The organism is Aureimonas ureilytica (assembly GCF_001475935.1).
Classification (GTDB): Bacteria; Pseudomonadota; Alphaproteobacteria; order Rhizobiales; family Rhizobiaceae; genus Aureimonas; species Aureimonas ureilytica_A.
The window spans coordinates 154967-178455 of the sequence record NZ_LDQA01000001.1 but is presented as its reverse complement, the minus strand read 5'-3'; the positions used below and the strand labels follow the sequence as shown (position 1 = coordinate 178455).

Genomic DNA, 23489 nt, shown 5'->3' with positions numbered 1-23489 from the left:
CGAATAGGCATTCCGAACGGAGAAGAAAAGTCGATCCTGCCGAAGCGCCGGTTTGATTTTCCCGATCTCGGCCGATAGCTGTCGAAATGGGATGGAGAAAAAATCCACAATGAGACGGGAGGAGAACAACTTGGCTCGCAAGATTTTGATCGCGGGAAACTGGAAGATGAATGGCTTGTCGGGCCAGCTCGAAGAAGTCCGCAAGATTTCCGAAGGCTGCAGCGCCACCATGGGGGAGGTCGATATTCTGGTGTGTCCGCCGGCAACGCTCCTGCGAACCGTTCGAGACGCAGCCCATTCCGATCTTCTGGTCGGCGCGCAAAATTGTCATGCCAAGGAGAAGGGTGCTCATACTGGCGACATCTCGGCCGAGATGCTGCGCGACGCCGGTGCTTCGCATGTGATCGTCGGCCATTCGGAACGCCGTGCCGATCACAGCGAATGCTGCGCGACCGTTCGAAGCAAGTTGGTGGCCGCGCACCGCGCGGGGCTGGTCGCCATCGTCTGTATTGGCGAAACGCTGGAGGAACGCGAAGCGGGGGAAGCGCTGCGCGTCCTTGAGAGCCAGCTTGAAAACTCGCTTCATGACGACGTCACCGCAGGGAACACCATCATTGCCTACGAGCCGATCTGGGCGATCGGGACCGGCAAGACCGCATCGGCCGAAGATGTCGCAGAGGTCCACTCGCATCTGCGTCGTCGCTTGGTGGAGCGGTTCGGCCAGGAGACCGGAACCAGCCTGCGACTTCTCTATGGCGGCTCGGTTCAGCCCACCAACGCGGCATCGCTTCTGTCCGTCGCAGATGTGGATGGGGCGCTTGTGGGTGGTGCCAGCTTGAAAGCGCAGGATTTTCTTGCCATCTGCGAGGCGGCCCGCAACTGCCGATAGGCGTTGCGGAATAGGGTTGGAATATATGGGGGCGTCCTATAGAAGGCGCCCAACTCCTGAACGATTGCGCGAAGCCCATGCAGACTGTCTTGATCGTCATCCATCTCTTGATCGTCCTCGCGCTCGTGGTGGTCGTTCTTCTTCAACGCTCCGAAGGCGGCGCGCTCGGAATGGGCGGGGGTGGCGGCGGCTTGATGACGGCACGCGGTGCCGCCAACATGCTGACGCGCACCACGGCCATTCTGGCGACACTGTTTTTCATCACATCCATGGCGCTCGCCATCATGGCTCGCTACGGAAGTGATCCGCTGGATATTCTGAACCGCGTTCCAGCCGGCCAGACGGCGCCGGGCGCTGCACCCGCGGCAAATGGCTCGCTTCTAGACCAGCTGGGCGGCCTTCCGGATCAGACCAACAATAGCAACTCGGGCGTCCCCACCGGAGGCTCGGCTGCGGGATCGACCGCACCAGCGGCAACGCCTGCAGCCGTTCCGCAGAATAGCGGTGGCGTGCCGACGGGCGCAGGCTCGGCGCCCGTCCAGCAAATTCCGGCCAATCCGGCGCCGCAGGCCCCGAATGCAAGCTCCCAGCCAACCGTTCCCCCGGTCGAGGCTCCGTCTTCGGTCGCCACAGACGGCGCGGCTTCGAGCGGCACCTCCAACGCACCGGCTCAGTAAGCTCGCTCGCTCAATCAAATCGTTGGGGCGCTTCGGCGCCCCATTTCGTTTCAGGCCAATTTTTCGACTGGCCGAATCCTCATCGAAAGCGTATCGGGAAGGCCCATGGCGCGATATATCTTCATCACCGGCGGCGTGGTTTCCTCTTTGGGAAAGGGCATTGCTTCGGCAGCCCTCGGCGCACTTCTGCAAGCACGCGGCTATCGCGTGCGGCTTCGTAAGCTCGACCCTTATCTGAATGTCGATCCGGGCACGATGAGTCCGACGCAGCACGGCGAGGTCTTCGTGACCGACGACGGCGCGGAAACGGATCTGGACCTTGGTCACTACGAGCGCTTCACAGGTCGCTCGGCGAACCGGATGGACAACGTCACCACCGGGCGGATCTACCAGGAACTGATCGCCAAGGAACGTCGCGGAGACTTTCTCGGCGCGACGGTGCAGGTGATTCCCCATGTAACCGATGCCATCAAGGCCTTTGTGGTCGAAGGCAACGAAGACTACGATTTCGTTCTCTGCGAGATTGGCGGAACGGCTGGCGACATCGAAGCCATGCCCTTCATGGAAGCCATCCGTCAGCTCGGCAATGATCTGCCTCGAGGCGGCGCGGTCTACGTGCATCTGACCTTGATGCCGTATATCCCGACAGCCGGCGAGTTGAAGACCAAGCCGACGCAGCATTCGGTCAAGGAGCTTCGCTCCATCGGCATCCAGCCGGACATTTTGCTCGTGCGGGCCGATCGACCTATCCCGCGCGAAGAGCGGCGCAAGATGAGCCTGTTCTGCAATGTTCGCGAAAGCGCCGTGATTCAGGCGCTCGACGTCGCGACTATTTACGATGTCCCGATCGCCTACCACCAGGAAGGCCTCGACACCGAAGTGCTTGCTGCTTTCGGTATCGACCCAGCACCGAAGCCCAAGCTTGACCGCTGGCATCAGGTTGTCGAGGGCATCGCCCATCCCGAGGGCGAGGTGACGATCGCCGTGGTCGGCAAATACACCGGCCTGAAGGATGCCTATAAGTCGCTGATCGAAGCCTTGCAGCATGGCGGCATCGCCAACAAGGTTCGCGTCAAGCTCGATTGGATCGAGTCGGAGGTTTTCGAAAAGGAAGATCCGACGCCGTATCTGGAGCGGGTTAGCGGAATTCTTGTGCCAGGTGGTTTCGGCGAACGTGGATCGGAGGGCAAGATCCTCGCCGCCAAGTTCGCCCGCGAGCACAATGTGCCTTACTTCGGCATCTGCTTCGGTATGCAGATGGCGGTGATCGAAGCCGCTCGATCCCTGGCTGGGATCGAAGACGCCGCCTCGACGGAGTTCGGCCCGACGAACGAGCCCGTCGTCGGCATCATGACCGAATGGATGAAGGGCAACGAGCTTGAGCAGCGGGCCGTCGAGGGTGATCTCGGTGGGACCATGCGTCTGGGCGCCTATAAGGCATGCTTTGCCCCGGATTCGCGCATCGCGCAAATCTACGGCGACACGCTTGCCGAGGAGCGTCATCGCCACCGCTATGAGGTGAACCGGACCTATCGGGCTCGGCTGGAAGAGGCCGGTCTTCGCTTCGCCGGCATGTCACCGGATGGTCTCCTGCCGGAAACCGTCGAGCTCCCGAATCATCCCTGGTTCATCGGCGTCCAGTATCATCCCGAACTGAAATCCCGCCCGTTCGAGCCTCACCCGCTTTTCGCCTCGTTCATCGGCGCAGCGGTGGAACGCTCCCGCCTCGTTTGAGCCTGCCAGAAAGACCGATCCCGCGATGATCAGCCCCCATGCTTCCGTCAATCTTCGCGGCGTCACCTTCGCCCAAGACCGACCCTTCGCCCTGATCGCTGGCCCCTGCCAGATGGAAAGCCGCGATCACGCCCTGATGATCGCGGAGCGCATGAAGCGCATCACGGCAGATCTCGGGATCGGCTTTGTCTTCAAGGCCAGCTTCGACAAAGCCAATCGAACCAGCTTGTCCGGGCGTCGTGGTATCGGGCTCAGCGGCGCGCTGCCGGTGTTCGATGAGGTCCAACGGACCTTCGATATTCCAGTTCTCACCGACGTGCACACGGAAGAACAGTGCGCTGTGGCCGGGGAAGTCTGCGACGTTCTGCAAATCCCAGCTTTCCTCTGCCGCCAGACGGACCTTCTGATCGCCGCAGCCCGCACGGGTCGCATTGTGAATATCAAGAAAGGTCAGTTTCTGGCGCCGTGGGACATGCGCAATGTTGCCGCCAAGGTTCTCGAAAGCGGCAACCCGAATATTCTTTTGACCGAGCGCGGCGCGTCCTTCGGCTACAACACGCTGGTGTCCGATTTCCGTGCCCTGCCGATCATGGCCGAGATCGGTGCGCCCGTGGTGTTCGACGCGACGCATTCGGTGCAGCAGCCGGGCGGGCAGGGCGGCTCATCGGGCGGCGAGCGCCGCTTCGTGGAAACCCTGGCCAAAGCCGCCGTTGCGGTGGGCGTCTCCGGTCTTTTCATCGAAACCCACGAAGACCCGGATTCCGCGCCGTCAGACGGCCCGAACATGGTTCGTCTTGATGACATGCCGGAACTGCTACGCCGCCTGAAGGCGCTCGACGCAGCGGCCAAAGCCTTTTGAACTGTCTCTGGCGTCCCAGGGCCAATCCAGCCTACAAGGCGCCGACCCCAGCCCCAGTCGAATGAGGGAACGAGCATGACGGCGATTATCGATATCATCGCACGGGAAATTCTGGACAGCCGGGGCAACCCGACCGTCGAGGTCGATGTGGTGCTGGAAGACGGCTCCATGGGGCGCGCTGCGGTTCCCTCCGGTGCCTCCACGGGCGCGCACGAAGCCGTCGAGCTTCGCGATGGTGACGACCGTTACGGCGGCAAGGGCGTTCAGCAGGCAGTTCAAGCCGTGAACAACGATCTGCTCGAAGCCTTGGTCGGCTTCGAGGCCGAGAACCAGATTCGCATCGATTCCGTCATGCGCTCACTCGATGGCACGGCCAACAAGAGCCGCCTGGGTGCCAACGCCATTCTGGGTGTTTCGCTGGCGGTCGCGAAGGCTGCCGCCGAGTCCGCTGGTCTTCCTCTGTATCGCTATGTCGGCGGCGCGAGCGCCAGCGTCCTGCCGGTGCCGATGATGAACATCATCAATGGCGGCGCCCATGCCGACAATCCGATCGATTTCCAGGAATTCATGATCATGCCGGTCGGCGCGGAAAGCTTCCGCGAAGGCTTGCGCATGGGCGCTGAAATCTTTCACACGCTGAAGAAGGCGCTGAAAGACGCTGGCCACAATACCAATGTCGGTGACGAAGGTGGCTTCGCCCCCAATCTAGCATCGGCGAAGGATGGTCTCGATTTCGTCGTCCGTTCGATCGAGAAGGCAGGCTATCGTCCCGGCGAGGACGTCTTCTTGGCACTTGATTGCGCTTCGACCGAGTTCTTCAAGGGTGGCGTCTACGATCTCGAAGGCGAGAAGCGCAAGCTCTCGGCTGACGAGATGGCGGCCTACCTCGCCGAGCTGGCGGCCGCTTACCCGATCATCTCGATCGAAGACGGCATGGCCGAGGACGATTGGGCCGGATGGAAGAGCCTGACCGATCGCGTCGGAAACAAGGTTCAGCTGGTCGGCGACGATCTGTTCGTCACGAATTCAGCCCGCCTGCGTGAGGGCATCGAGAAGGGCGTCGCCAACTCCATTCTCGTGAAGGTCAATCAGATCGGCACGCTCAGCGAAACCTTGGATGCCGTCAATGTGGCGCATCGTGCCGGTTATACGGCCGTGATGTCGCACCGCTCCGGGGAAACCGAAGACTCGACCATCGCCGATCTCGCAGTTGCGACGAACTGCGGTCAAATCAAGACCGGCTCGCTCGCTCGCTCCGATCGGCTCGCCAAGTACAACCAGCTCCTGCGCATTGAGGAAGAGTTGGGCGATCAGGCAATCTATGCCGGCCGCAGCATTCTGCGTACGCGCGGCTGAGTTTCGCGCATATCGCTTAATCGACAGAAGGGCCCGCCTCCGATGGCGGGCCTTTTTCATATCAAACGTTCAAAGCACGCCGATACGTAATGGAAAGGCTTTATCAGCCTTAACACCGCCTTAAGCTCATACCGGCTATCCTCCGAAGAGGAGAAGCTCATGCGCACGAAGCAAAAACGCAAGTCCTGGTTCACACCGCTCATCGTCCCGGCAATCACACTGCCGTGCCTCGCCTATTTCGCGATGCAGTCTCAGACCGGTCGCTATGGATTGGAGGCGGGGCAGGAAATGCAGGGAGAATTGGCGGCAAAGACGAAGATCTATGACGATCTCGTCCGCTCGCGCAAAGCTCTGGAACAGCGCGTAAAACTTCTGAGTGACGGAACGTTAGAACGCGATATGATCGACGAGCGGGCACGCCGTTCGTTGAACATGTCCAACGAAGACGAGATTACGATTCTCGAACGCTGGAAGAGTTAACCCTCTTCGAGTTAATATATGCTGCATTGCAGCATTTAATCTTATTCGAGTTAAGTTGGTTCGGTCTCTTGCTCCGATAGGGCGCATCGCTATACTGCGCGCGATCGGTCCGCTCCTGCGGGCGTCGAGGACGAGGAATCACGAATGGCAACCGGTAAGCAGAAGGCCGCCTCAGTCGACGTGGCCGAAATGGACGCTCAGTCCTCTGCCGAAATCGTCAAGACGCTCGAAAGTTTCGAGCCTCCGGCCCCCTTGGACTTTTCGCGCGAAGACGACCTTCGCGCCTATCGGGACATGCTCCTGATCCGTCGCTTCGAAGAAAAGGCCGGCCAGCTTTACGGCATGGGTCTCATCGGCGGCTTCTGTCACCTTTACATCGGCCAGGAGGCCGTGGTCATCGGCATGCAGATGTCGATGAAAGAGGGTGATCAGGTCATCACCGGTTACCGCGATCATGGCCACATGTTGGCCACGGGTATGGAATCGCGCGGCGTCATGGCCGAGCTTACGGGTCGCCGTTCCGGCTACTCGAAGGGCAAGGGCGGCTCCATGCACATGTTCTCGAAGGAGAAGCATTTCTACGGCGGCCATGGCATCGTCGGCGCGCAGGTGTCTCTGGGAACAGGTCTCGCCTTCGCCAACCGCTATCGCGGCAACGACTCCGTTTCGATCACTTATTTTGGCGACGGCGCTGCCAATCAGGGGCAGGTCTACGAGAGCTTCAACATGGCCTCGCTGTGGAAGCTGCCGGTAATCTACATCATCGAGAACAATCGTTATGCGATGGGCACGTCGGTCAATCGCGCGTCGGCCGAAACAAATTTCGCTCATCGCGGCATTTCGTTCAAGATTCCGGGCATCCAGGTGGATGGCATGGACGTGCGCGCGGTCAAGGCCGCAGCGGACCTCGCCATGGAGCATTGCCGTTCGGGCAAGGGTCCGATCATTCTCGAAATGCTGACCTATCGCTATCGCGGCCATTCGATGTCGGACCCCGCGAAGTATCGCACGCGCGATGAAGTTCAGAAGATGCGCGCCGAGCGCGATCCGATCGAGCAGGTTCGCCAGCGTCTTCTGGAAGCGCACAATGCGAGCGAAGACGAGCTGAAGGCGATCGACAAGGACGTTCGCGACATCGTGGCGGACGCGGCGGATTTCGCACAGAACGATCCCGAGCCCGATGTGTCGGAACTCTGGACCGATATTTACGCCGACGAAATTCCGCAGGCCGCGAAGTAAGAGGGCGCCATGCCGACCGAAATTCTGATGCCCGCCCTTTCGCCGACCATGGAAGAGGGCACTCTCTCGAAGTGGGTCAAGCAGGAGGGCGACAGCGTCTCTCCGGGCGACGTGATCGCCGAGATCGAAACCGACAAAGCCACGATGGAAGTCGAGGCCGTGGACGAGGGGACGATCGGCAAGATCCTCGTCGCCGCCGGCACGGAAGGCGTGAAGGTGAACGCGCCGATCGCGATCCTACTGGGTGAAGGCGAAAGCGCATCCGACATCGGCAAGGCTTCGGCCCCAGCCGCTGCCAGCGCGCCGCAGGAAGCCAAGCCCGAGGCGACCGACGCCGAGAAGTCGAAGCCGGCTGCCGTTCCGGCCCAGAGCCTGTCGCACCCCACGGCCGAAGACGCCGATGGCGACTTCGCGGAAGAAGTTCCGGTCGGAACGACCATGGAAACCAAGACGGTGCGCGAAGCGCTCCGCGAGGCCATGGCAGAAGAAATGCGCCGCGACGAGACCGTCTTCCTCCTAGGTGAGGAAGTCGCGGAATATCAAGGCGCCTACAAGATCAGCCAAGGTCTTCTCGACGAGTTCGGCGCGCGTCGCGTAGTCGACACGCCGATCACGGAACATGGCTTTGCGGGCATGGCCGTGGGTGCGGGCATGGCAGGTCTGCGTCCGATCGTCGAGTTCATGACGTTCAACTTTGCCATGCAGGCGATCGACCAGATCATCAACTCGGCGGCCAAGACGCTCTATATGGCCGGCGGTCAGATGGGCTGCCCGATCGTGTTCCGTGGGCCGAACGGCGCGGCGGCGCGCGTCGCCGCGCAGCACAGCCAGGACTACGCCGCCTGGTACAGCCATATTCCGGGCCTCAAGGTCGTGCAGCCCTATTCAGCGGCGGACGCGAAGGGGCTTCTGAAGTCGGCCATCCGCGATCCCAATCCCGTCATCTTCCTCGAGAACGAGATTCTCTACGGCCACTCCTTCGAAGTGCCGCAGGTCGAGGATTGGACTGTCCCGATCGGCAAGGCTCGCATCCACCGCAAGGGCAAAGACGTCACGATCGTCTCCTTCGGTATTGGCATGACCTATGCGGTCGCGGCCGCCGAGCAGTTGGCGAAGGAAGGGATCGACGCTGAGGTCATCGACCTTCGCACCATTCGTCCGATGGATGTCGATGCGATCGTCCGCTCGGTGAAGAAGACAAACCGTTGCGTGACCGTCGAAGAAGGCTGGCCGCAGAGCTCGATCGGCTCCGAGATCGCCTCGCAGCTGATGGTCCGCGCCTTCGACTATCTCGACGCGCCGGTGCTCAAGGTCTGCGGCAAGGACGTTCCGATGCCTTACGCCGCCAATCTGGAAAAGCTCGCGCTTCCCTCGGCAAAGGACGTCGTCGAGGCGGTCAAGGCCGTCTGCTACCGCTGACATCAAGCTGAGCTTCCTCCATTTCGAGGAAGCCTTTCGAAAAAAGAGGAGACAGCGTCCGCGCTGTCTCCTGCCGCGCGGCGCGGGTCGTGCAAGGCTTGAGATCGCTCGCCGCCCGCACAGCGTAAGACGAATTCGAAGCCCCACCATGAGGGCGATTGAGGAGATCCGGGCAGATGCCGATCAACGTGACGATGCCGGCGCTCTCGCCGACCATGGAAGAAGGCAATCTCGCCAAGTGGCTGGTCAAGGAAGGCGATAAGGTCTCGTCCGGAGACGTCATCGCCGAAATCGAGACCGATAAGGCCACGATGGAAGTCGAGGCTGTGGACGAAGGCACGGTGACCAAGATCCTCGTTCCTGCCGGCACGGAAGGCGTCAAGGTCAACGCGATCATTGCCATTCTGACAGCGGACGGCGAGGACGCGTCGGCAGCCGAGACCGGCAACGGTGCTGCCGCCTCCGCCTCCAAGCCGGCAGCATCGTCGCCAGCGGCCGACAATGTCGCGGTAGGTTCGGAAGCGTCCGCGAAGGATGCCTCCCAGCGCGGCTATGAGCGCGCACCAGAAACCGCGACATCGAGCGAAGGCGGTCAGGCCGGTTCGGCTTCGGCCTCGAAGGGAACACGTGTGTTAGCTTCACCTTTGGCCCGCCGTATCGCAAAGGAGCAGGGCGTCGATCTTGGAGCTGTCTCCGGTTCGGGCCCGCATGGCCGCATCATCAAGCTCGACGTCGAACGCGCGGCGCAAAGCCCCAAGCCGGCCGCCGAGAACAAGCCGCAGGCGCAGGCCATTGCCGGCGCTTCCGTCGCCGCGCCGGCCCCGGCTGCGAAAGCCCCCAACGACGACGCCACGCTCAAGCTCTTCGCAGAAGGCTCTTACGAGAAGATTCCGCATGACGGAATGCGTAAGACCATCGCCAAGCGCCTCGTGGAATCCAAGCAGACGGTGCCGCATTTCTACCTTTCGGTGGATTGCGAACTCGACGCGCTGCTCGCGCTGCGCAAGCAGCTCAATACGGCAGCCCCGACCATCAAGGGTGAGGCGGGCGAGCGCCCGGCCTATAAGCTCTCGGTCAACGACATGGTCATCAAGGCCATGGCCTGCGCGCTGACAGCGGTGCCGGACGCCAACGTGTCCTGGACCGATAGCGCGATGCTAAAGCACAAGCACGCCGATGTCGGTGTGGCCGTATCCATCGATGGCGGTCTGATCACGCCGATCATTCGTCGCGCCGAGGAAAAGACCTTGTCCGCCATCTCCAACGAGATGAAGGATCTCGCCAAGCGCGCTCGCAGCCGCAAGCTCAAGCCGGAAGAGTATCAGGGCGGCACGACCGCCGTGTCGAATCTTGGTATGTTCGGAATCAAGGAATTTTCCGCCGTCATCAACCCGCCTCATGCCACGATCCTCGCGGTCGGTGCGGGCGAGGAGCGCGCTGTGGTGAAGAACGGGGCGATCTCGGTCGCCAACGTCATGACGGTGACTCTCTCCACGGATCATCGGGCTGTGGATGGTGCGCTCGGCGCCGAATTGATTTCGGCGTTCAAGCAGTTCATCGAAAACCCGATGAGCATGTTGGTCTAACGACTTAGCTTCGGGAGGGATACGCGCAGGCATGAAGACGATTCTATGCTACGGCGACTCCCTCACATGGGGCTATGACGCCGAGGGGCCTGGCCGCCATGCCTATGCTGATCGCTGGCCATCCGTCATCGCCCACCAATTGGGCGATGACGTCAGGATCATTCCCGAAGGCCTGAACGGCCGAACCACGGCGTATGACGACCATCTAGCGGCTGCGGATCGCAACGGCGCGCGAATTTTACCGACCATGCTGGCCTCCCATGAGCCGATCGACGTCGTGATTCTCGCGCTGGGCACCAATGATCTGAAGCGTCACACCGGCGGCGGAACGGCTTTTCAGGCTGCCGCCGGTATCCAGCGCCTCATCGCTGTGGTTCGTGAGTTCCGATCGACGATGGGCTTCGCTATCCCCGATGTGTTGATCGTCTCCCCACCAGCCTTGGTGCCAACGCAGGACCCGGACTTTCATCAGATGTTCGGCGGCGCGATCGAAGAGTCGAGGCAGCTCAAATCCGCCTATGCTCGCGTTGCGCAGCAGGAGCAATGCGCTCATCTGGCAGCTTCAGATCATTGCATGGCCACCCCCTTGGATGGCGTTCATCTCGACGCAGAAAACACCCGCACACTAGGCTTTGCCTTGGCATCAGCCTTGAAGTCCCGTTTCTAGAAATAGTCTCGCGCCATTTCGGGCGCGTCGTCCTTGTCTCAGAAGGAGCCGTTCCGATGGCCGAGAGCTACGACATCCTCATTATCGGTGGTGGTCCGGGCGGCTACGTTGCAGCCATTCGTGCCGCGCAACTCGGCTTCAAGACGGCCGTTGTCGAGCGCGAACATATGGGCGGCATCTGCCTGAACTGGGGTTGTATCCCGACCAAAGCGCTCCTGCGCTCCGCCGAAATCTTCCACTATGCCGAGCATGGCTCGAACTACGGCCTGAAGATCGAAAAGCCGACCTTCGAAATGGATGCCGTGGTGAAGCGTTCGCGGGGCGTGTCCGCCCAATTGAACGGCGGCGTCGCCATGCTCATGAAGAAGAACAAGATCGACATCATCTGGGGTCAGGCCAAGATCAGCAAGGCCGGGAAGGGTGGTCCGGTCGAGGTCGAGGTCGGCGAGCCGACCAAGCCGGCTGTCCAGCCGCAGAACCCGGTTCCGAAGGGCGTGCTCGGCCATGGGACGTACAAGGCCAAACATGTGATCATCGCGACCGGCGCGCGCCCGCGCGTGCTTCCGGGCATTGAGCCGGATGGCGACCGCATCTGGACCTATTTCGAGGCGATGAAGCCGGCTTCCATGCCGAAATCGCTGATCGTGATGGGATCCGGTGCGATCGGGATCGAGTTCGCGTCCTTCTACCGGACCATGGGAGCGGACGTGACGGTGGTCGAACTGCTTCCGCAGATTCTGCCCGTTGAAGACGCGGAGATCGCAGCGGTCGCGCGCAAGCAGTTCGAGAAGCAGGGTCTGAAGATTCTGTCCGATGCGAAGGTCGCGAAGGTCGCCAAGACCGGCGACGGCGTGGAAGTGACGGTCGAGCAGGGCGGCAAGAGCCAGGTGCTGAAGGCCGAGCGGCTGATTTCGGCCGTTGGTGTTCAGGGGAATACCGAAGGTCTGAACCTCGAAGCGATCGGCGTTGCCGTGGAGCGCGGCATCATCAAGATCGATGCGGTCGGCCGAACCAATATCGAAGGCGTTTACGCGATCGGCGACGTCGCAGGTGCGCCGATGCTGGCGCACAAGGCCGAGCATGAAGGCACGATCTGCGTCGAAGCGATCAAGGGGCTCCATGTCCATCCGATGAAGCGTGAGCAGATCCCCGGCTGCACCTACTGCCAGCCACAGGTCGCGTCGGTGGGGCTGACAGAAGCCAAAGCCAAGGAAAACGGCCGCGAGGTAAAGGTCGGTCGATTCCGGTTCATCGCCAACGGCAAGGCCATTGCTCTGGGCGAGCCGGAAGGCATGGTCAAAACCGTTTTCGACGCCAAGACCGGCGAGCTTCTCGGCGCGCACATGGTGGGAGCGGAAGTGACGGAACTGATCCAGGGGTTCGTTGTCGCCATGGGTCTGGAGACCACCGAAGAAGACCTGATGCATACGGTGTTCCCGCATCCCACGCTCTCGGAAATGATGCATGAGAGCGTTCTCGACGCTTATGGACGCGTCATCCACATGTGATCGGTCGCTCCGACGCCGTTTTGAAACTCCATCCCGCCTTGACCAGCCACAATTTCGCCCATCTACACTTTGGGCGAGCCAGATGGCCGCAGGCTTGGAAGGAGTTTCTGTATGAACGGCGTTGGAATCATCATGTCGATCATCCTCGGCGGTTTGGCGGGGTGGATCGCGGAAAAAATCATGAAGGCCAATGTCGGCCTTCTGACCAACATCATTCTGGGTATCGTGGGTGCCCTGTTCCTCAACTTCATCCTTGGCCTGCTCGGCGTCTACACCAATCCGAACTGGCTCACGCAGCTCATCGTCGCCATCGTCGGCGCCTGCATCCTGATCTTCCTCTGGCGCGCGATCCGCGGCCGAGCCTAAGGTCTCGTTGCGTCCGAAGGTGGCCTGTCTTAGATAAGGCTCATGGTCACCATTCTCGACACGCGCACAGTGGCTGAGGCGGCGCCTCGGCCACGACACCCCGAAAAGGCCCACCGTCCCGATACGGAGGTGCTGCCGAAGCCCGATTGGATTCGCGTCAAGGCGCCCGTTTCCCCCGGCTATTTCGAGACGCGCGAACTCGTCAAATCCAACAGACTCGTCACCGTCTGCGAGGAAGCGGGGTGCCCCAATATCGGTGGATGTTGGGAGAAGAAGCACGCCACCTTCATGATCATGGGCGGAATTTGCACGCGAGCGTGTTCCTTCTGCAACGTCGCTACCGGACTTCCGCACGCTCTCGACCCGGAGGAGCCGGCAAGTGTCGGACGCGCCGTGGCGAAAATGGGGCTCTCCCATGTTGTGATCACGTCGGTGGATCGCGACGATCTTCCCGATGGCGGCGCCGAGCATTTCGTGCAGACCATTCGCGCAATCCGCGCGGCGGCACCGGGCACGACAATCGAAATCCTGACTCCCGATTTTTTAAGAAAGCCGGGAGCGCTGGAGCGCGTGGTCGAGGCGAAGCCCGATGTCTTCAACCACAACCTCGAAACGGTGCCGCGCAATTATCTGACTGTGCGTCCGGGCGCTCGCTATTTCCATTCGATCCGCCTGCTGCAGCGCGTCAAGGAACTCGATCCGACGATCTTCACGAAATCGGGCATCATGGTCGGGCTGGGCGAAGAGCGGAACGAAATTCTTCAGCTGATGGACGATCTTAGGACGGCGGACGTCGATTTCATGACGATTGGCCAATATCTCCAGCCGACACGCAAGCATCATCCCGTGATCCGCTATGTCACGCCGGAGGAATTCACCTCGTTCGAGACCGTTGGGAAAACGAAAGGCTTCCTTCTGGTGGCGTCCAGCCCTCTGACGCGGTCCTCTCACCATGCGGGTGAGGATTTCGAAAGGCTGAAGGCGGCGCGCTTGGCCAAGCAGGCCGCAGCTTAAATTTCATGCCTAAGTTCGAAAACAGCCAGATCGTCCGGCATACGCCTCGCCAGATGTTCGACCTCGTGTCGGATGTCGAGCGCTATCCCGAGTTTCTGCCGCTCTGCCAACGCCTTGTCGTGCGCTCCAGAAAAGAGCGTGATGAGAAGATGTTGCTGATCGCGGATATGACGGTCGCGTACAAGATGGTCCGCGAGACGTTTACGTCGCAGGTTCTGCTGAAGCCGGCGGAGCGTGAAATCGACGTGAAATATGTCGATGGGCCATTTCGGTATCTCGAAAACCGCTGGATGTTTCGAGACCATCCTGATGGCTGCGAGGTCGTCTTCTTCATCGATTACGAGTTCAAGAGCCGCACGCTCGGACTCCTGATGGGTTCCATGTTCGATTTCGCCTTTCGGCGGTTTTCGTCGGCCTTCAAAGAACGCGCGGACGAGATTTACAAGTCGAATCCCGCAGCGAGCGATCAACCCGCTTGATCGCGCTCGGTGCGGGAAAGAGCCTCGAGAAGAAGATCGAGCGCGACGATGACAGCGCCGTCGCGCACTCGGTCGCGTCCTAGATCACCGAACTGCTCGACATGATGACGGGTTCGAGCTTGCGTCGAGACCGCGAAATGTACGAGCCCAACGGCTTTGTTCGGAGAACCACCGCCCGGCCCCGCAATCCCTGTGATGGCGACAGCCAGATCAGCGCTTGAGGCAGACAGCGCGCCTTCGGCCATCGCCCGTGCCACCACCTCCGACACCGCGCCGTAGCGTTCGAGATCCAGCGCCGATACGCCAAGAAGCTTTTGCTTCGCGAGATTGGAATAGGTGACGAAACCCCAGCCGAAAGCTTCCGACGATCCCGGGATTGACGTGAGAGCGGACGCTACGAGGCCGCCGGTGCATGACTCGGCTGCAGTCACAGTCCATGACCGAGCCGTGGCCTGTTCGATGACGGCAACGGCGCGGTGGCGAACGGCGTCATCGATCATGACCGTTCCTCTGCCTCGCCGTAAACGACGCTGGCTGTCGCGATCGCCGCGATGCCTTCGCGCCGGCCGATAAAGCCTAGCATCTCGTTCGTCGTCGCCTTGATCGAAACGCGCTCATTATCCAATCCGGTGACCTCCGAAATGCAGGCGACCATGGCGGCGCGATGCGGACCGACCTTTGGTGCTTCCGCGATCAAGGTGATATCGACGTTGCAGACACGGCCGCCCTTGGCGCGGACGATCTCGACCGCGTGCTGGAGGAACAGCGTCGAAGCAGCGCCTTTCCATTGGGGATCGCTCGGCGGGAAATGGGTGCCGATGTCACCCGCTCCGCAGGTCGCAAGCAGCGCATCCGTCAAGGCATGCAAACCGACATCCGCATCGGAATGTCCTAGAAGCGACTGATCGTGCGGAATACGGACGCCGCAGAGGGTGACGTGATCGCCTTCGACGAGTTGATGCACGTCGTAGCCATTACCGGTGCGGACATCGATCATGCCGGAAGTTCCTTTAAGCTTGTTGTCGGCCGCGACGATGTCTTCCGCCAGGGTCAGTTTCACATTTCCGATCTCGCCGGGCACCAGCGCCACGGGATGGCCAAGCCATTCGAACAGCGAGGCATCGTCGGTGAAGGAAAGAGCCGTCTGCTGAACCGCCGCCTCATGCGCGCCCAGGATCAGGCCGAAGGGAAAGCCCTGCGGCGTCTGCGCGGCGAAAAGTTCGCGCCGATCGACCGTGTTGGCGATCAAGCCGCGATCGCCCATCCGCTTGATCGTATCTGTGACCGGAACCGAGGGGATCGCTCCGCCTCGTTCCGTGACGGCATCCAGAACGGAGGCAATCACGCGCTCAGATACGAAAGGGCGCACCCCATCATGAACCAAAACGACGTGCGGCGCCGCCTCGCGTAGAGCTTCCAAGCCTTTCAACACGGAGGCTTGCCGTGTGATGCTGCCTTCTACGAGACGGACCCGATCCCCGTAAGACGCAAGACAATCCCGAGCTCGATCCACATCGTCCGGGTGGATCAGAACCACGATGTGCTGAAACATCGGGAATCGTAGGAAGGCTTCCACGGTCCATTGCAGGACCGGCCGGCCGCCGATCCGCCGATATTGCTTGGGGCCCTCGGCCGACTGTCCGGCTCGCTCACCCCTGCCAGCGGCCACGATCACCACGGCCGTCTTGCTCTGATCCATCAAAGACCCCCTACCTCGTAAGGGGATTATCGCAAGAAGGACAAGTTGCAAGGGGGGTGCGCTCCGCGCATACGTGCAGCGCAACATTATATGTGCATGTCAACGTAGGTGTGCTTGTCTTTTAAGCATGCCCGGATATGGTACAGAAACAATGATGGAAAACGCGCCAAACGTTGCGGCTGCCGCTTATGACAGCGATGCCGCTCATTCTCACCTCCTCGCGCGCCTTTCCGGCGGGGCGGATGCATTCACGCGTGTCGTTCTAGCGCCTTTGTCCGGCATCACGGACATGCCGTTCCGCCGTCTCGTTCGATCGTTCGGGTTGAAGCTGGCCTTCTCCGAAATGATCGCGAGCGGGGAACTGATCAAAGGGCACGAAGATAGCCGTCTGCGCATGGCCCCGGATGGTGAAGGGTGCCATGCCATCCAACTGGCGGGGCGTGAGGCGAATGCCATGCGTCTGGCTGCACAACTTGCAGCCGCAGAGGGTGCCGAACTGATCGACATCAATATGGGATGTCCGGCCAAAAAGGTGGTCGGCGGTGCGTCAGGCTCGGCCTTGATGCGCGATCTCGACCATGCTCTTCGCCTGATCGAGGCGACGTTGGAAGGGGCAGGGCGGGTGCCGGTCAGTCTCAAGATGCGTCTGGGATGGGATCGGCAGTCTCTGAACGCGCCGGAACTCGCCGCGCGCGCTCAAATGGCGGGTGTTGCATGGGTAACGGTCCATGGGCGGACGCGGGATCAGTTCTACGAGGGCCGAGCCGACTGGTTCGCCATTTCCGAGGTGAAAGAGGCTGTGACAATTCCCGTCATCGCCAATGGCGATCTCGTCAGCCGCATGGATCATCCCATCATGCTGGCGCAGAGCGGAGCGGATGCCGTCATGATCGGACGCGGTGTCTGCGGACGCCCTTGGTTCCCCGCCTATCTAGCTGGTTGTGCGCCGGCCGACTTGGCGAGCCACGGCTTGGCTGATCTTATCTGCAGCCACTACGAAGCGATGCTTTCGCATTACGGCGCAGCGGCGGGGCTACGCCACGCCCGCAAGCATCTGGGCTGGTATCTGGATCGTATAGGAACCTTCGATGCGCAAAAGGCCCTACTGCTGCGCGAGACCGAACCCTCTCATGTGCTCAGCGGACTGCAACATTTATTGGCCGGCCTCACGATCGGCGATGCCGACCCGGATCTTCGTACCCTGCGGAAAGCGGCGTGACCATGACCACCAACGCGAGTGCGTCGTTCTCCTCCAACGAGATGGGCATTCTGAATGCCCTGCCGCATCCTGTGTTCGTGCTGGGACCGACGAATGGATTCGTCTTCGTCAATTCGGACGCCGAACAGTTCTTCTCGGCCAGTTCGGCAAGTCTGACCAAGCGCGATCTCGGACACTTCATCCCGCACGACAGCCCGATTTTCGGATTGATCGATCAGGTCCGCGAGCACGATTCCCGCATCAGCGAATACCGTGTGGACGTTTCCTCGCCTCGCCTGGGCGGCGAGCGGCTGGTGGATGTCTATGTTTCGAGCCTCGGCGAGAAGCCAGGGCATGTCGTGGTGATGGTCCAGCTTCGATCGATCGCCGACAAGATGGACAGACAACTGACACATCGCTCGGCGGCGCGGACGGTGACGGGGCTTGCAGCCATGCTGGCGCACGAAATTCGCAATCCCTTGTCAGGCATCAAGGGAGCGGCGCAGCTTCTCGAATCCTCCGCCAATGACGACGATCGCGTCCTGACGCGTCTGATCCAAGAAGAAAGCGACCGGATCGTCAAACTTGTGGATCGGATGGAGGTCTTCTCGGATCAAAGGCCGATCGAGCGGTCAGCGGTCAACATCCATTCGGTGTTGGAACACGTCAAAACGCTGGCCAAAAGCGGGTTCGCACGCGGCATTCGAATCCAAGAGACCTACGATCCGTCGCTGCCTCCGGTTTACGCTAATCGCGACCAGCTGATTCAGGTTTTCATCAACCTACTGAAAAATGCCAGCGAAGCCGTGGCGGGCCGAGAAGGGGGCGAGATCAAGCTGTCCACCGCGTTCCGGCCAGGCGTGCGTCTCTCGGTGCCGGGCACGAAGTCGCGGGTGACCCTGCCGCTGGAATTCATCGTCGAAGACAATGGTGTCGGCGTGCCCGACGATATTCGCGAGCACATTTTCGATCCGTTCGTGACGACCAAACCAAGCGGAACAGGCCTCGGGCTCGCATTGGTCGCCAAGATCGTCGGTGATCATGGCGGCGTTATCGAATGCGAATCCCATACGGGGCATACGAGCTTTCGAATTTTGATGCCTGCCTGGATCGACTCGAACATCACTGACAGCTCATCAAATCGGACCACGGGAAGACGGACGCGATAATGGCCACCTCGCAAATTCTCGTTGCGGATGACGATGCCGCAATCCGAACCGTGATCTCCCAAGCCTTGATGCGTGCCGGGTTCGAGGTCCGCGTCACCTCGAACATCGCGACCCTCTGGCGCTGGGTCAGCGCCGGCGACGGCGATCTCGTGATCACCGACGTTCTCATGCCGGACGGCAGCGTCTTCGATGCTCTTCCGAAGATGAAGAACACGCGGCCGGACCTGCCGGTCATCGTCATGAGTGCACAGAACACGTTCATGACCGCCATCAAGGCCTCGGAGAAAGGGGCCTATGATTACATTCCCAAACCCTTCGATCTGACGGAACTCATCTCGATCGTTCGACGTGCCTTGGCCGAGCCGAAGAACCCGGCCCGAATGGCGAACCCGGACGACAATGGCGAAACCATCCCGCTCGTCGGCCGCTCGCCCGCCATGCAGGAAATCTACCGTGCGCTCGCTCGCATGATGCAGACGGATCTGACTGTGACGATCACGGGCGAATCCGGCACCGGCAAGGAACTGGTGGCGCGCGCGCTTCACGACTACGGCCGTCGCAGGAAAGGCCCGTTTGTCGCCATCAACATGGCGGCCATCCCACGCGACCTCATCGAGTCCGAGCTCTTCGGCCACGAGAAGGGCGCGTTCACCGGCGCGCAGACCCGCACCAGCGGCCGCTTCGAACAGGCAGAAGGCGGCACGCTGTTTCTGGACGAAATCGGCGACATGCCGATGGAGGCGCAGACGCGGCTTCTGCGCGTCCTCCAACAGGGCGAATATACCGTGGTGGGCGGGCGCACGCCGATCGCGACCGATGTTCGGATCGTCGCCGCTACCAACAAGGATTTGAGGCAGCTCATCCAACGTGGCCTGTTCCGCGAAGATCTGTTCTATCGCCTCAATGTCGTTCCGCTTCGCCTGCCGCCGCTGCGCGAGCGGATCGAGGATCTCAGCGATCTGGCCAACCATTTCTTTGCCATGGTGCAGAAGGAGGGGCTGGCTCGAAAGACGCTGACCTCCGGCGCGCTCGATGTGATGCGGCGTTACTCCTGGCCAGGCAACGTGCGCGAGCTGGAAAACCTCGTTCGCCGTCTTTGCGCGCTTTATCCGCAGGACGAAATCACGGCCGAACTGATCGAGCATGAGCTTTCGAACGATCACGCCAAGTCTCTCGGCGGCGACGCGGATGCCAGCAAACCCATCGACCTGTCGGCGTCGGTCGAAAAATACTTGGCCGACTATTTCTCGTCCTATGGCAACGATCTCCCGCCGCCAGGGCTTCACGGGCGGATCTTGCGAGAGGTCGAGTATCCCTTGATTGCGGCCGCGCTCGCTGCGACAAGGGGCAATCAGGTGAAGGCGGCGGACCTCCTCGGCGTCAATCGAAACACGCTGCGGAAGAAGATCCGCGACCTCGACATCTCGATCGTTCGATCCATTCGTTAAAATTCCATCGAAATTTCGTTGCATTTCGGCCACAATATGTTGCAACTCCGTCACTTCCGTTTAAGGTGGTGGCATGATGGCGGCATATCCGATCCCCAATGACGTGGAGCTGCCGGCGCTCGGCGAGCGTCGGCGCTTCATGCTGATCCCCGGCATCCTGGCCGTAGCCGGTGCGCTGATCACCGGCGCGATCTCGTTCGTTGTCCTGATGGGGCTGACATCGATCGCGCCGACGGACACGGTGGTCCGCATCGCCTCGCTCGTGAACGGCCTCTTCGTGCTGCTTCTGTGCGGGTTGATCGGGCGGGAGGTTCTGCGCATGACGCGAGCCCGGCGCACCGGAAAAGCCGCCTCGCGCCTCCATGTGCGCATCGTCATCCTGTTTTCGATCGTCGCGGCGATCCCTGCGCTACTCGTTGCGATCGTCGCGGGCATTACGTTGGATCTCGGTCTCGACCGCTGGTTCGAGATTCGAACCCGCACCATCGTGGAGTCCTCCACCAGCGTGGCGCGAGCCTATGTCAACGAGAACGCCCGCAATCTGCAGGGCTCGACGCTCTCGATGGCCTATGATCTCGGCGCTCAGCGACAACTCTTCGATCTCGATCGCAGGGGATTTGCCGATCTCATGACCGAGCAGGCACGAGGGCGCTCGCTTCTCGGCGCGCAGCTTCTCCATGCCGACGGAACGCCGTTTCTGAGAGCCGACATTCCCGTCGAGCGGCCGCTGCCGGTGCCACCGACCGACGCGCTGGAACAGGCAGCGCAAGGCAGCCTCGTGTTCATTCCTCCTGGCGTCACGAACCTCGTCGGGGCCGTGACGCGGCTGCGCGGCTTCGGGGACGTCTTCCTTTATACGGTTCGCGTGGTGGACCCGGATGTGATCGCCGCTCTGCGTCTCATGGAAGAACGCACCGCCGAATATTCCGGCCTGGAGAAAAATCGCTTCAACCTACAGATCGCTTTCGCGCTGCTTTATCTCGGCATCACGCTGATCGTCTTGTTATCGGCCATTTGGACCGGCATCGGCGTCGCGGATCGCCTCGTGCGCCCGATCAGACTCTTGATCGGCGCGGCGGACGAGGTCAGCGAAGGCAATCTCGAGGTTTCGGTGCCGGTTCGAACCTCGGACGGCGATGTCGGCTCCCTGTCGAACACGTTCAACAATATGATCCGCCAGCTTCGAAGCCAGCGGAGCGAACTGCTCAGCGCCAAGGATGTGATCGACGAGCGCCGCCGGTTCACGGAAGCCGTTCTGTCCGGCGTCACGGCTGGCGTCCTGGGCGTGGACGCGGACGGATCGATCAGCATGTTGAACCCGTCCGCAGAGCGCATCCTCGCTACGTCTTCGGCCGAGGCGGTCGGGACGTCTCTGGCGGCTCGCTTTCCGATGATCCATGCGGTGTACGAAGCAGCCAAGCATTCGCGCCATCGCGAGCACCAAGAGCAGGTGACGCTTCGCGCCAAGGATCGCGAGCGTGTTCTCACCATCCGCGTTACGTCGGAGGAAAGCGGCGAGGGAAGTCAGCGCAGCGTCGTGACTCTGGATGACATCACCGATCTCGTGGATGCTCAGCGCTCCTCGGCGTGGGCCGATGTGGCGCGCCGGATCGCGCACGAGATCAAGAACCCGCTGACGCCGATTCAGCTCTCGGCCGAGCGTATTCGACGGCGCTACGGAAAGACGATCGAAGGCGATCGTGAAGTGTTCGATCGTTGCATCGACACGATCATCCGTCAGGTGTCCGACATCGGGCGCATGGTGGATGAATTCTCGACCTTCGCTCGGATGCCGAAGCCCAAGCTGGAGGACAAGGATCTGCGCGAGGCGTTGCGCGAAGCCGTCTTCATGCGTGAAATGGGTGAGCACGGGATTGTCTTCGAGAACCGTTTTGGCGATCAGCCGCTCCTAGGTTCCTTCGATGTGCGCCTTCTCTCGCAGGCCTTCGGCAATCTCGTGAAGAATGCGGTCGAAGCCATGGAGACTCTGGAGAACCATCGAGGCCGGATCGAAATTCGCGCAACGCCGGGCGGCGAGATGCATGTGATCGAGATCGAGGACAACGGGAAAGGTTTCCCGAAAGAGAATCGAGAACGGCTTTTGGAGCCCTATATGACGACGCGAGAAAAGGGCACCGGCCTCGGCCTCGCGATCGTTCGAAAGATCATCGAGGAGCACGGCGGTACGATCGATCTGGATGACCTGCCGGACGACCGGCAGGGCGCCTTGGTTCGCATCCGCCTTCCGGCTTCCTCCCATACACCAAACAATGGCCAGGACACGCGATCTGGCCTCCCATCCAATCAGACGAATGGTGAACACTGATGGCATCGGACATCCTGGTCGTTGATGACGAAGCCGATATCCGCGAACTCGTCGCCGGTATTCTGGAAGACGAAGGGCACGAGACGCGCACGGCTAGCAATTCCGACATGGCGCTCCAAGCCATCGCCGACCGTGCTCCGCGTCTCATCTTCCTCGATATCTGGCTTCAGGGCAGCCGGCTCGACGGGCTCGACATGCTGGATGCGATCAAAGCTCAGCATCCCGAGATTCCGGTCGTGATGATTTCGGGCCATGGCAATATTGAAACCGCCGTGTCCGCTATTCGTCGGGGCGCCTACGACTATATCGAAAAGCCGTTCAAAGCAGACCGTCTGGTTCTCGTGGCCGAACGCGCGCTCGAAACCTCGAAGCTGAAGCGGGAAATTCTGGAATTGCGGCGTCGCTCGTCCGACTCGGCGGAACTGATCGGCAAGTCGCAACCCATGAACCAGTTGCGGCAGACCATCGACCGCGTCGCCCCGACCAATAGTCGCGTCATGATTCTGGGGTCTTCCGGTTCCGGCAAGGAGATGGTGGCGCGCGCCATTCACGCTGCCAGCAGCCGGGCCAAGGGCCCCTTCGTGGTTTTGAACGCGGCGGCGATCACGCCGGAGCGGATGGAAATCGAGCTGTTCGGCACGGACACACCGCCGGGTGTCGAGCGCAAGATCGGGGCGCTGGAGGAGGCGCATAACGGCGTTCTCTACCTGGACGAGATCGGCGATATGCCGCGCGAGACGCAGAACAAGATTCTGCGGGTTCTGACCGACCAGACATTCGAGCGCGTCGGCGGCACCAAGAAGGTGAAGGTCGATGTGCGCATCATCTCATCGACCGCCCAGAATCTCGAGTCGTTGATCGCCGAGGGTTCGTTCCGCGAAGACCTGTTTCATCGTCTCGCCGTCGTGCCGATCATGGTACCGCCGCTGGCGGAGCGGCGCGCCGACATTCCGATGCTGATCGAAGCCTTTATGAAGCAGATCGGTGAGCAGACCGGCATCAAGCCGAAGGCTCTCAGCCCGGAAGCGCTGGCCGTGCTCCAGTCGAGCGACTGGCCCGGCAATATCCGCCAGCTGCGCAACAATATCGAACGGCTGATGATCCTGTCGCGCCAGGACGACTCGGATCATATCTCCGCCGATATGCTGCCGCGCGAGGTCAGCGACATGCTGCCGCGAACCCCCAGTCAGTCGGATGGACGCATCCTCGCGCTTCCTCTGCGCGACGCCCGCGAAGTCTTCGAGAAGGAATATCTCGTCGCTCAGATCAATCGCTTCGGGGGCAATATCTCACGCACGGCGGAGTTCGTGGGCATGGAACGCTCGGCTCTCCATCGCAAGCTGAAGTCCCTCGGGATCTGAACCAAGGGTCATCCA

General features: G+C 61.1%; 21 protein-coding genes. 19 read left to right on the top strand and 2 right to left on the bottom strand.

Annotation, left to right across the window (positions count from 1 at the left end; translation table 11 throughout):
* Positions 1 to 109: 109 nt before the first annotated feature.
* The 14 genes from tpiA to NS365_RS00715 all read left to right on the top strand — a co-directional run bounded on the left by tpiA (position 110) and on the right by NS365_RS00715 (position 14273).
* Positions 110 to 889, top strand: coding sequence for a triose-phosphate isomerase (gene tpiA / locus NS365_RS00780; RefSeq protein ID WP_058598364.1), 780 nt, complete (start codon positions 110 to 112; stop codon positions 887 to 889).
* A 77-nt stretch (positions 890 to 966) separates the two neighbouring features.
* Positions 967 to 1566, top strand: coding sequence for a preprotein translocase subunit SecG (gene secG, locus NS365_RS00775; protein WP_058598363.1), 600 nt, complete (start codon positions 967 to 969; stop codon positions 1564 to 1566).
* 105 nt (positions 1567 to 1671) lie between these two features.
* Entirely contained in the window at positions 1672 to 3300 is a 1629-nt protein-coding gene (locus NS365_RS00770) for a CTP synthase (RefSeq protein ID WP_058598362.1), read from the top strand.
* Between the two features lie 25 nt (positions 3301 to 3325).
* Positions 3326 to 4159: a 3-deoxy-8-phosphooctulonate synthase gene (gene kdsA / locus NS365_RS00765; RefSeq protein WP_058598361.1), complete on the top strand. Its 834-nt coding sequence runs from the start codon at positions 3326 to 3328 to the stop codon at positions 4157 to 4159.
* 75 nt (positions 4160 to 4234) lie between these two features.
* Entirely contained in the window at positions 4235 to 5515 is a 1281-nt protein-coding gene (gene eno / locus NS365_RS00760; RefSeq protein WP_058598360.1) for a phosphopyruvate hydratase, read from the top strand.
* 159 nt (positions 5516 to 5674) lie between these two features.
* Positions 5675 to 5995 carry an FtsB family cell division protein gene (locus NS365_RS00755; protein WP_058598359.1) on the top strand — a complete coding sequence of 107 codons (321 nt, stop codon included), beginning with the start codon at positions 5675 to 5677 and terminating at the stop codon, positions 5993 to 5995.
* Positions 5996 to 6184: 189 nt separating this feature from the next.
* The gene (gene pdhA / locus NS365_RS00750) at positions 6185 to 7234 is read left to right on the top strand and encodes a pyruvate dehydrogenase (acetyl-transferring) E1 component subunit alpha (protein ID WP_306302761.1); all 1050 of its coding nucleotides are present in this window, start codon (positions 6185 to 6187) and stop codon (positions 7232 to 7234) included.
* Between the two features lie 9 nt (positions 7235 to 7243).
* Positions 7244 to 8653, top strand: a complete 1410-nt coding sequence (locus NS365_RS00745; protein ID WP_058598358.1) for a pyruvate dehydrogenase complex E1 component subunit beta — start codon at positions 7244 to 7246, stop codon at positions 8651 to 8653.
* A gap of 176 nt (positions 8654 to 8829) precedes the next feature.
* Positions 8830 to 10239 (top strand): pyruvate dehydrogenase complex dihydrolipoamide acetyltransferase, encoded by a 1410-nt coding sequence (locus NS365_RS00740; protein ID WP_058598357.1) that lies wholly within the window; start codon positions 8830 to 8832, stop codon positions 10237 to 10239.
* Between the two features lie 31 nt (positions 10240 to 10270).
* Positions 10271 to 10906: an SGNH/GDSL hydrolase family protein gene (locus NS365_RS00735; RefSeq protein WP_058598356.1), complete on the top strand. Its 636-nt coding sequence runs from the start codon at positions 10271 to 10273 to the stop codon at positions 10904 to 10906.
* A gap of 56 nt (positions 10907 to 10962) precedes the next feature.
* Positions 10963 to 12414 (top strand): dihydrolipoyl dehydrogenase, encoded by a 1452-nt coding sequence (gene lpdA / locus NS365_RS00730; RefSeq protein ID WP_058598355.1) that lies wholly within the window; start codon positions 10963 to 10965, stop codon positions 12412 to 12414.
* Positions 12415 to 12525: 111 nt separating this feature from the next.
* A complete protein-coding gene (locus NS365_RS00725; protein WP_058598354.1) occupies positions 12526 to 12780 on the top strand; it encodes a GlsB/YeaQ/YmgE family stress response membrane protein in 255 nt (84 codons plus the stop codon).
* Between the two features lie 42 nt (positions 12781 to 12822).
* On the top strand, positions 12823 to 13794 hold the full coding sequence (gene lipA, locus NS365_RS00720; RefSeq protein ID WP_058598353.1) for a lipoyl synthase: 972 nt from the start codon (positions 12823 to 12825) through the stop codon (positions 13792 to 13794).
* A 5-nt stretch (positions 13795 to 13799) separates the two neighbouring features.
* Positions 13800 to 14273, top strand: coding sequence for a type II toxin-antitoxin system RatA family toxin (locus tag NS365_RS00715; RefSeq protein ID WP_058598352.1), 474 nt, complete (start codon positions 13800 to 13802; stop codon positions 14271 to 14273).
* Here the strand turns inward: NS365_RS00715 and NS365_RS00710 are convergent.
* The gene (locus NS365_RS00710) at positions 14261 to 14773 is read right to left on the bottom strand and encodes a CinA family protein (protein WP_058598351.1); all 513 of its coding nucleotides are present in this window, start codon (positions 14771 to 14773) and stop codon (positions 14261 to 14263) included. The genes NS365_RS00715 and NS365_RS00710 overlap by 13 nt on opposite strands.
* A complete protein-coding gene (locus NS365_RS00705; RefSeq protein ID WP_058598350.1) occupies positions 14770 to 15972 on the bottom strand; it encodes a bifunctional 2-C-methyl-D-erythritol 4-phosphate cytidylyltransferase/2-C-methyl-D-erythritol 2,4-cyclodiphosphate synthase in 1203 nt (400 codons plus the stop codon). Before NS365_RS00705 ends, NS365_RS00710 begins: the two co-directional genes overlap by 4 nt.
* Before the next feature lie 151 nt (positions 15973 to 16123).
* Here NS365_RS00705 and NS365_RS00700 point away from each other — a divergent pair, with 151 nt between their 5' ends.
* The 5 genes from NS365_RS00700 (at position 16124) to NS365_RS00680 (ending at position 23474) form a co-directional block, all read left to right on the top strand.
* A complete protein-coding gene (locus NS365_RS00700; protein WP_082684328.1) occupies positions 16124 to 17191 on the top strand; it encodes a tRNA dihydrouridine synthase in 1068 nt (355 codons plus the stop codon).
* Positions 17192 to 17193: 2 nt separating this feature from the next.
* The gene (locus tag NS365_RS00695) at positions 17194 to 18339 is read left to right on the top strand and encodes a two-component system sensor histidine kinase NtrB (protein ID WP_058598349.1); all 1146 of its coding nucleotides are present in this window, start codon (positions 17194 to 17196) and stop codon (positions 18337 to 18339) included.
* The gene (gene ntrC / locus NS365_RS00690) at positions 18339 to 19787 is read left to right on the top strand and encodes a nitrogen regulation protein NR(I) (RefSeq protein WP_058598348.1); all 1449 of its coding nucleotides are present in this window, start codon (positions 18339 to 18341) and stop codon (positions 19785 to 19787) included. Before NS365_RS00695 ends, ntrC begins: the two co-directional genes overlap by 1 nt.
* A 73-nt stretch (positions 19788 to 19860) precedes the next feature.
* Positions 19861 to 22113: a sensor histidine kinase NtrY-like gene (locus NS365_RS00685; RefSeq protein ID WP_058598347.1), complete on the top strand. Its 2253-nt coding sequence runs from the start codon at positions 19861 to 19863 to the stop codon at positions 22111 to 22113.
* A complete protein-coding gene (locus tag NS365_RS00680; RefSeq protein ID WP_058598346.1) occupies positions 22113 to 23474 on the top strand; it encodes a sigma-54-dependent transcriptional regulator in 1362 nt (453 codons plus the stop codon). Before NS365_RS00685 ends, NS365_RS00680 begins: the two co-directional genes overlap by 1 nt.
* Positions 23475 to 23489: the final 15 nt, after the last annotated feature.

Excerpts from the sequence above, each read along its gene's own strand:
- tpiA (WP_058598364.1), top strand. The coding sequence starts at position 110 with ATGAGACGGGAGGAGAACAACTTGGCTCGCAAGATTTTGATCGCGGGA.
- secG (WP_058598363.1), top strand. The coding sequence starts at position 967 with ATGCAGACTGTCTTGATCGTCATCCATCTCTTGATCGTCCTCGCGCTC.
- NS365_RS00770 (WP_058598362.1), top strand. The coding sequence starts at position 1,672 with ATGGCGCGATATATCTTCATCACCGGCGGCGTGGTTTCCTCTTTGGGA.
- kdsA (WP_058598361.1), top strand. The coding sequence starts at position 3,326 with ATGATCAGCCCCCATGCTTCCGTCAATCTTCGCGGCGTCACCTTCGCC.
- eno (WP_058598360.1), top strand. The coding sequence starts at position 4,235 with ATGACGGCGATTATCGATATCATCGCACGGGAAATTCTGGACAGCCGG.
- NS365_RS00755 (WP_058598359.1), top strand. The coding sequence starts at position 5,675 with ATGCGCACGAAGCAAAAACGCAAGTCCTGGTTCACACCGCTCATCGTC.
- pdhA (WP_306302761.1), top strand. The coding sequence starts at position 6,185 with ATGGACGCTCAGTCCTCTGCCGAAATCGTCAAGACGCTCGAAAGTTTC.
- NS365_RS00745 (WP_058598358.1), top strand. The coding sequence starts at position 7,244 with ATGCCGACCGAAATTCTGATGCCCGCCCTTTCGCCGACCATGGAAGAG.
- NS365_RS00740 (WP_058598357.1), top strand. The coding sequence starts at position 8,830 with ATGCCGATCAACGTGACGATGCCGGCGCTCTCGCCGACCATGGAAGAA.
- NS365_RS00735 (WP_058598356.1), top strand. The coding sequence starts at position 10,271 with ATGAAGACGATTCTATGCTACGGCGACTCCCTCACATGGGGCTATGAC.
- lpdA (WP_058598355.1), top strand. The coding sequence starts at position 10,963 with ATGGCCGAGAGCTACGACATCCTCATTATCGGTGGTGGTCCGGGCGGC.
- NS365_RS00725 (WP_058598354.1), top strand. The coding sequence starts at position 12,526 with ATGAACGGCGTTGGAATCATCATGTCGATCATCCTCGGCGGTTTGGCG.
- lipA (WP_058598353.1), top strand. The coding sequence starts at position 12,823 with ATGGTCACCATTCTCGACACGCGCACAGTGGCTGAGGCGGCGCCTCGG.
- NS365_RS00715 (WP_058598352.1), top strand. The coding sequence starts at position 13,800 with ATGCCTAAGTTCGAAAACAGCCAGATCGTCCGGCATACGCCTCGCCAG.
- NS365_RS00710 (WP_058598351.1), bottom strand. The coding sequence starts at position 14,773 with ATGATCGATGACGCCGTTCGCCACCGCGCCGTTGCCGTCATCGAACAG.
- NS365_RS00705 (WP_058598350.1), bottom strand. The coding sequence starts at position 15,972 with ATGGATCAGAGCAAGACGGCCGTGGTGATCGTGGCCGCTGGCAGGGGT.
- NS365_RS00700 (WP_082684328.1), top strand. The coding sequence starts at position 16,124 with ATGATGGAAAACGCGCCAAACGTTGCGGCTGCCGCTTATGACAGCGAT.
- NS365_RS00695 (WP_058598349.1), top strand. The coding sequence starts at position 17,194 with ATGACCACCAACGCGAGTGCGTCGTTCTCCTCCAACGAGATGGGCATT.
- ntrC (WP_058598348.1), top strand. The coding sequence starts at position 18,339 with ATGGCCACCTCGCAAATTCTCGTTGCGGATGACGATGCCGCAATCCGA.
- NS365_RS00685 (WP_058598347.1), top strand. The coding sequence starts at position 19,861 with ATGATGGCGGCATATCCGATCCCCAATGACGTGGAGCTGCCGGCGCTC.
- NS365_RS00680 (WP_058598346.1), top strand. The coding sequence starts at position 22,113 with ATGGCATCGGACATCCTGGTCGTTGATGACGAAGCCGATATCCGCGAA.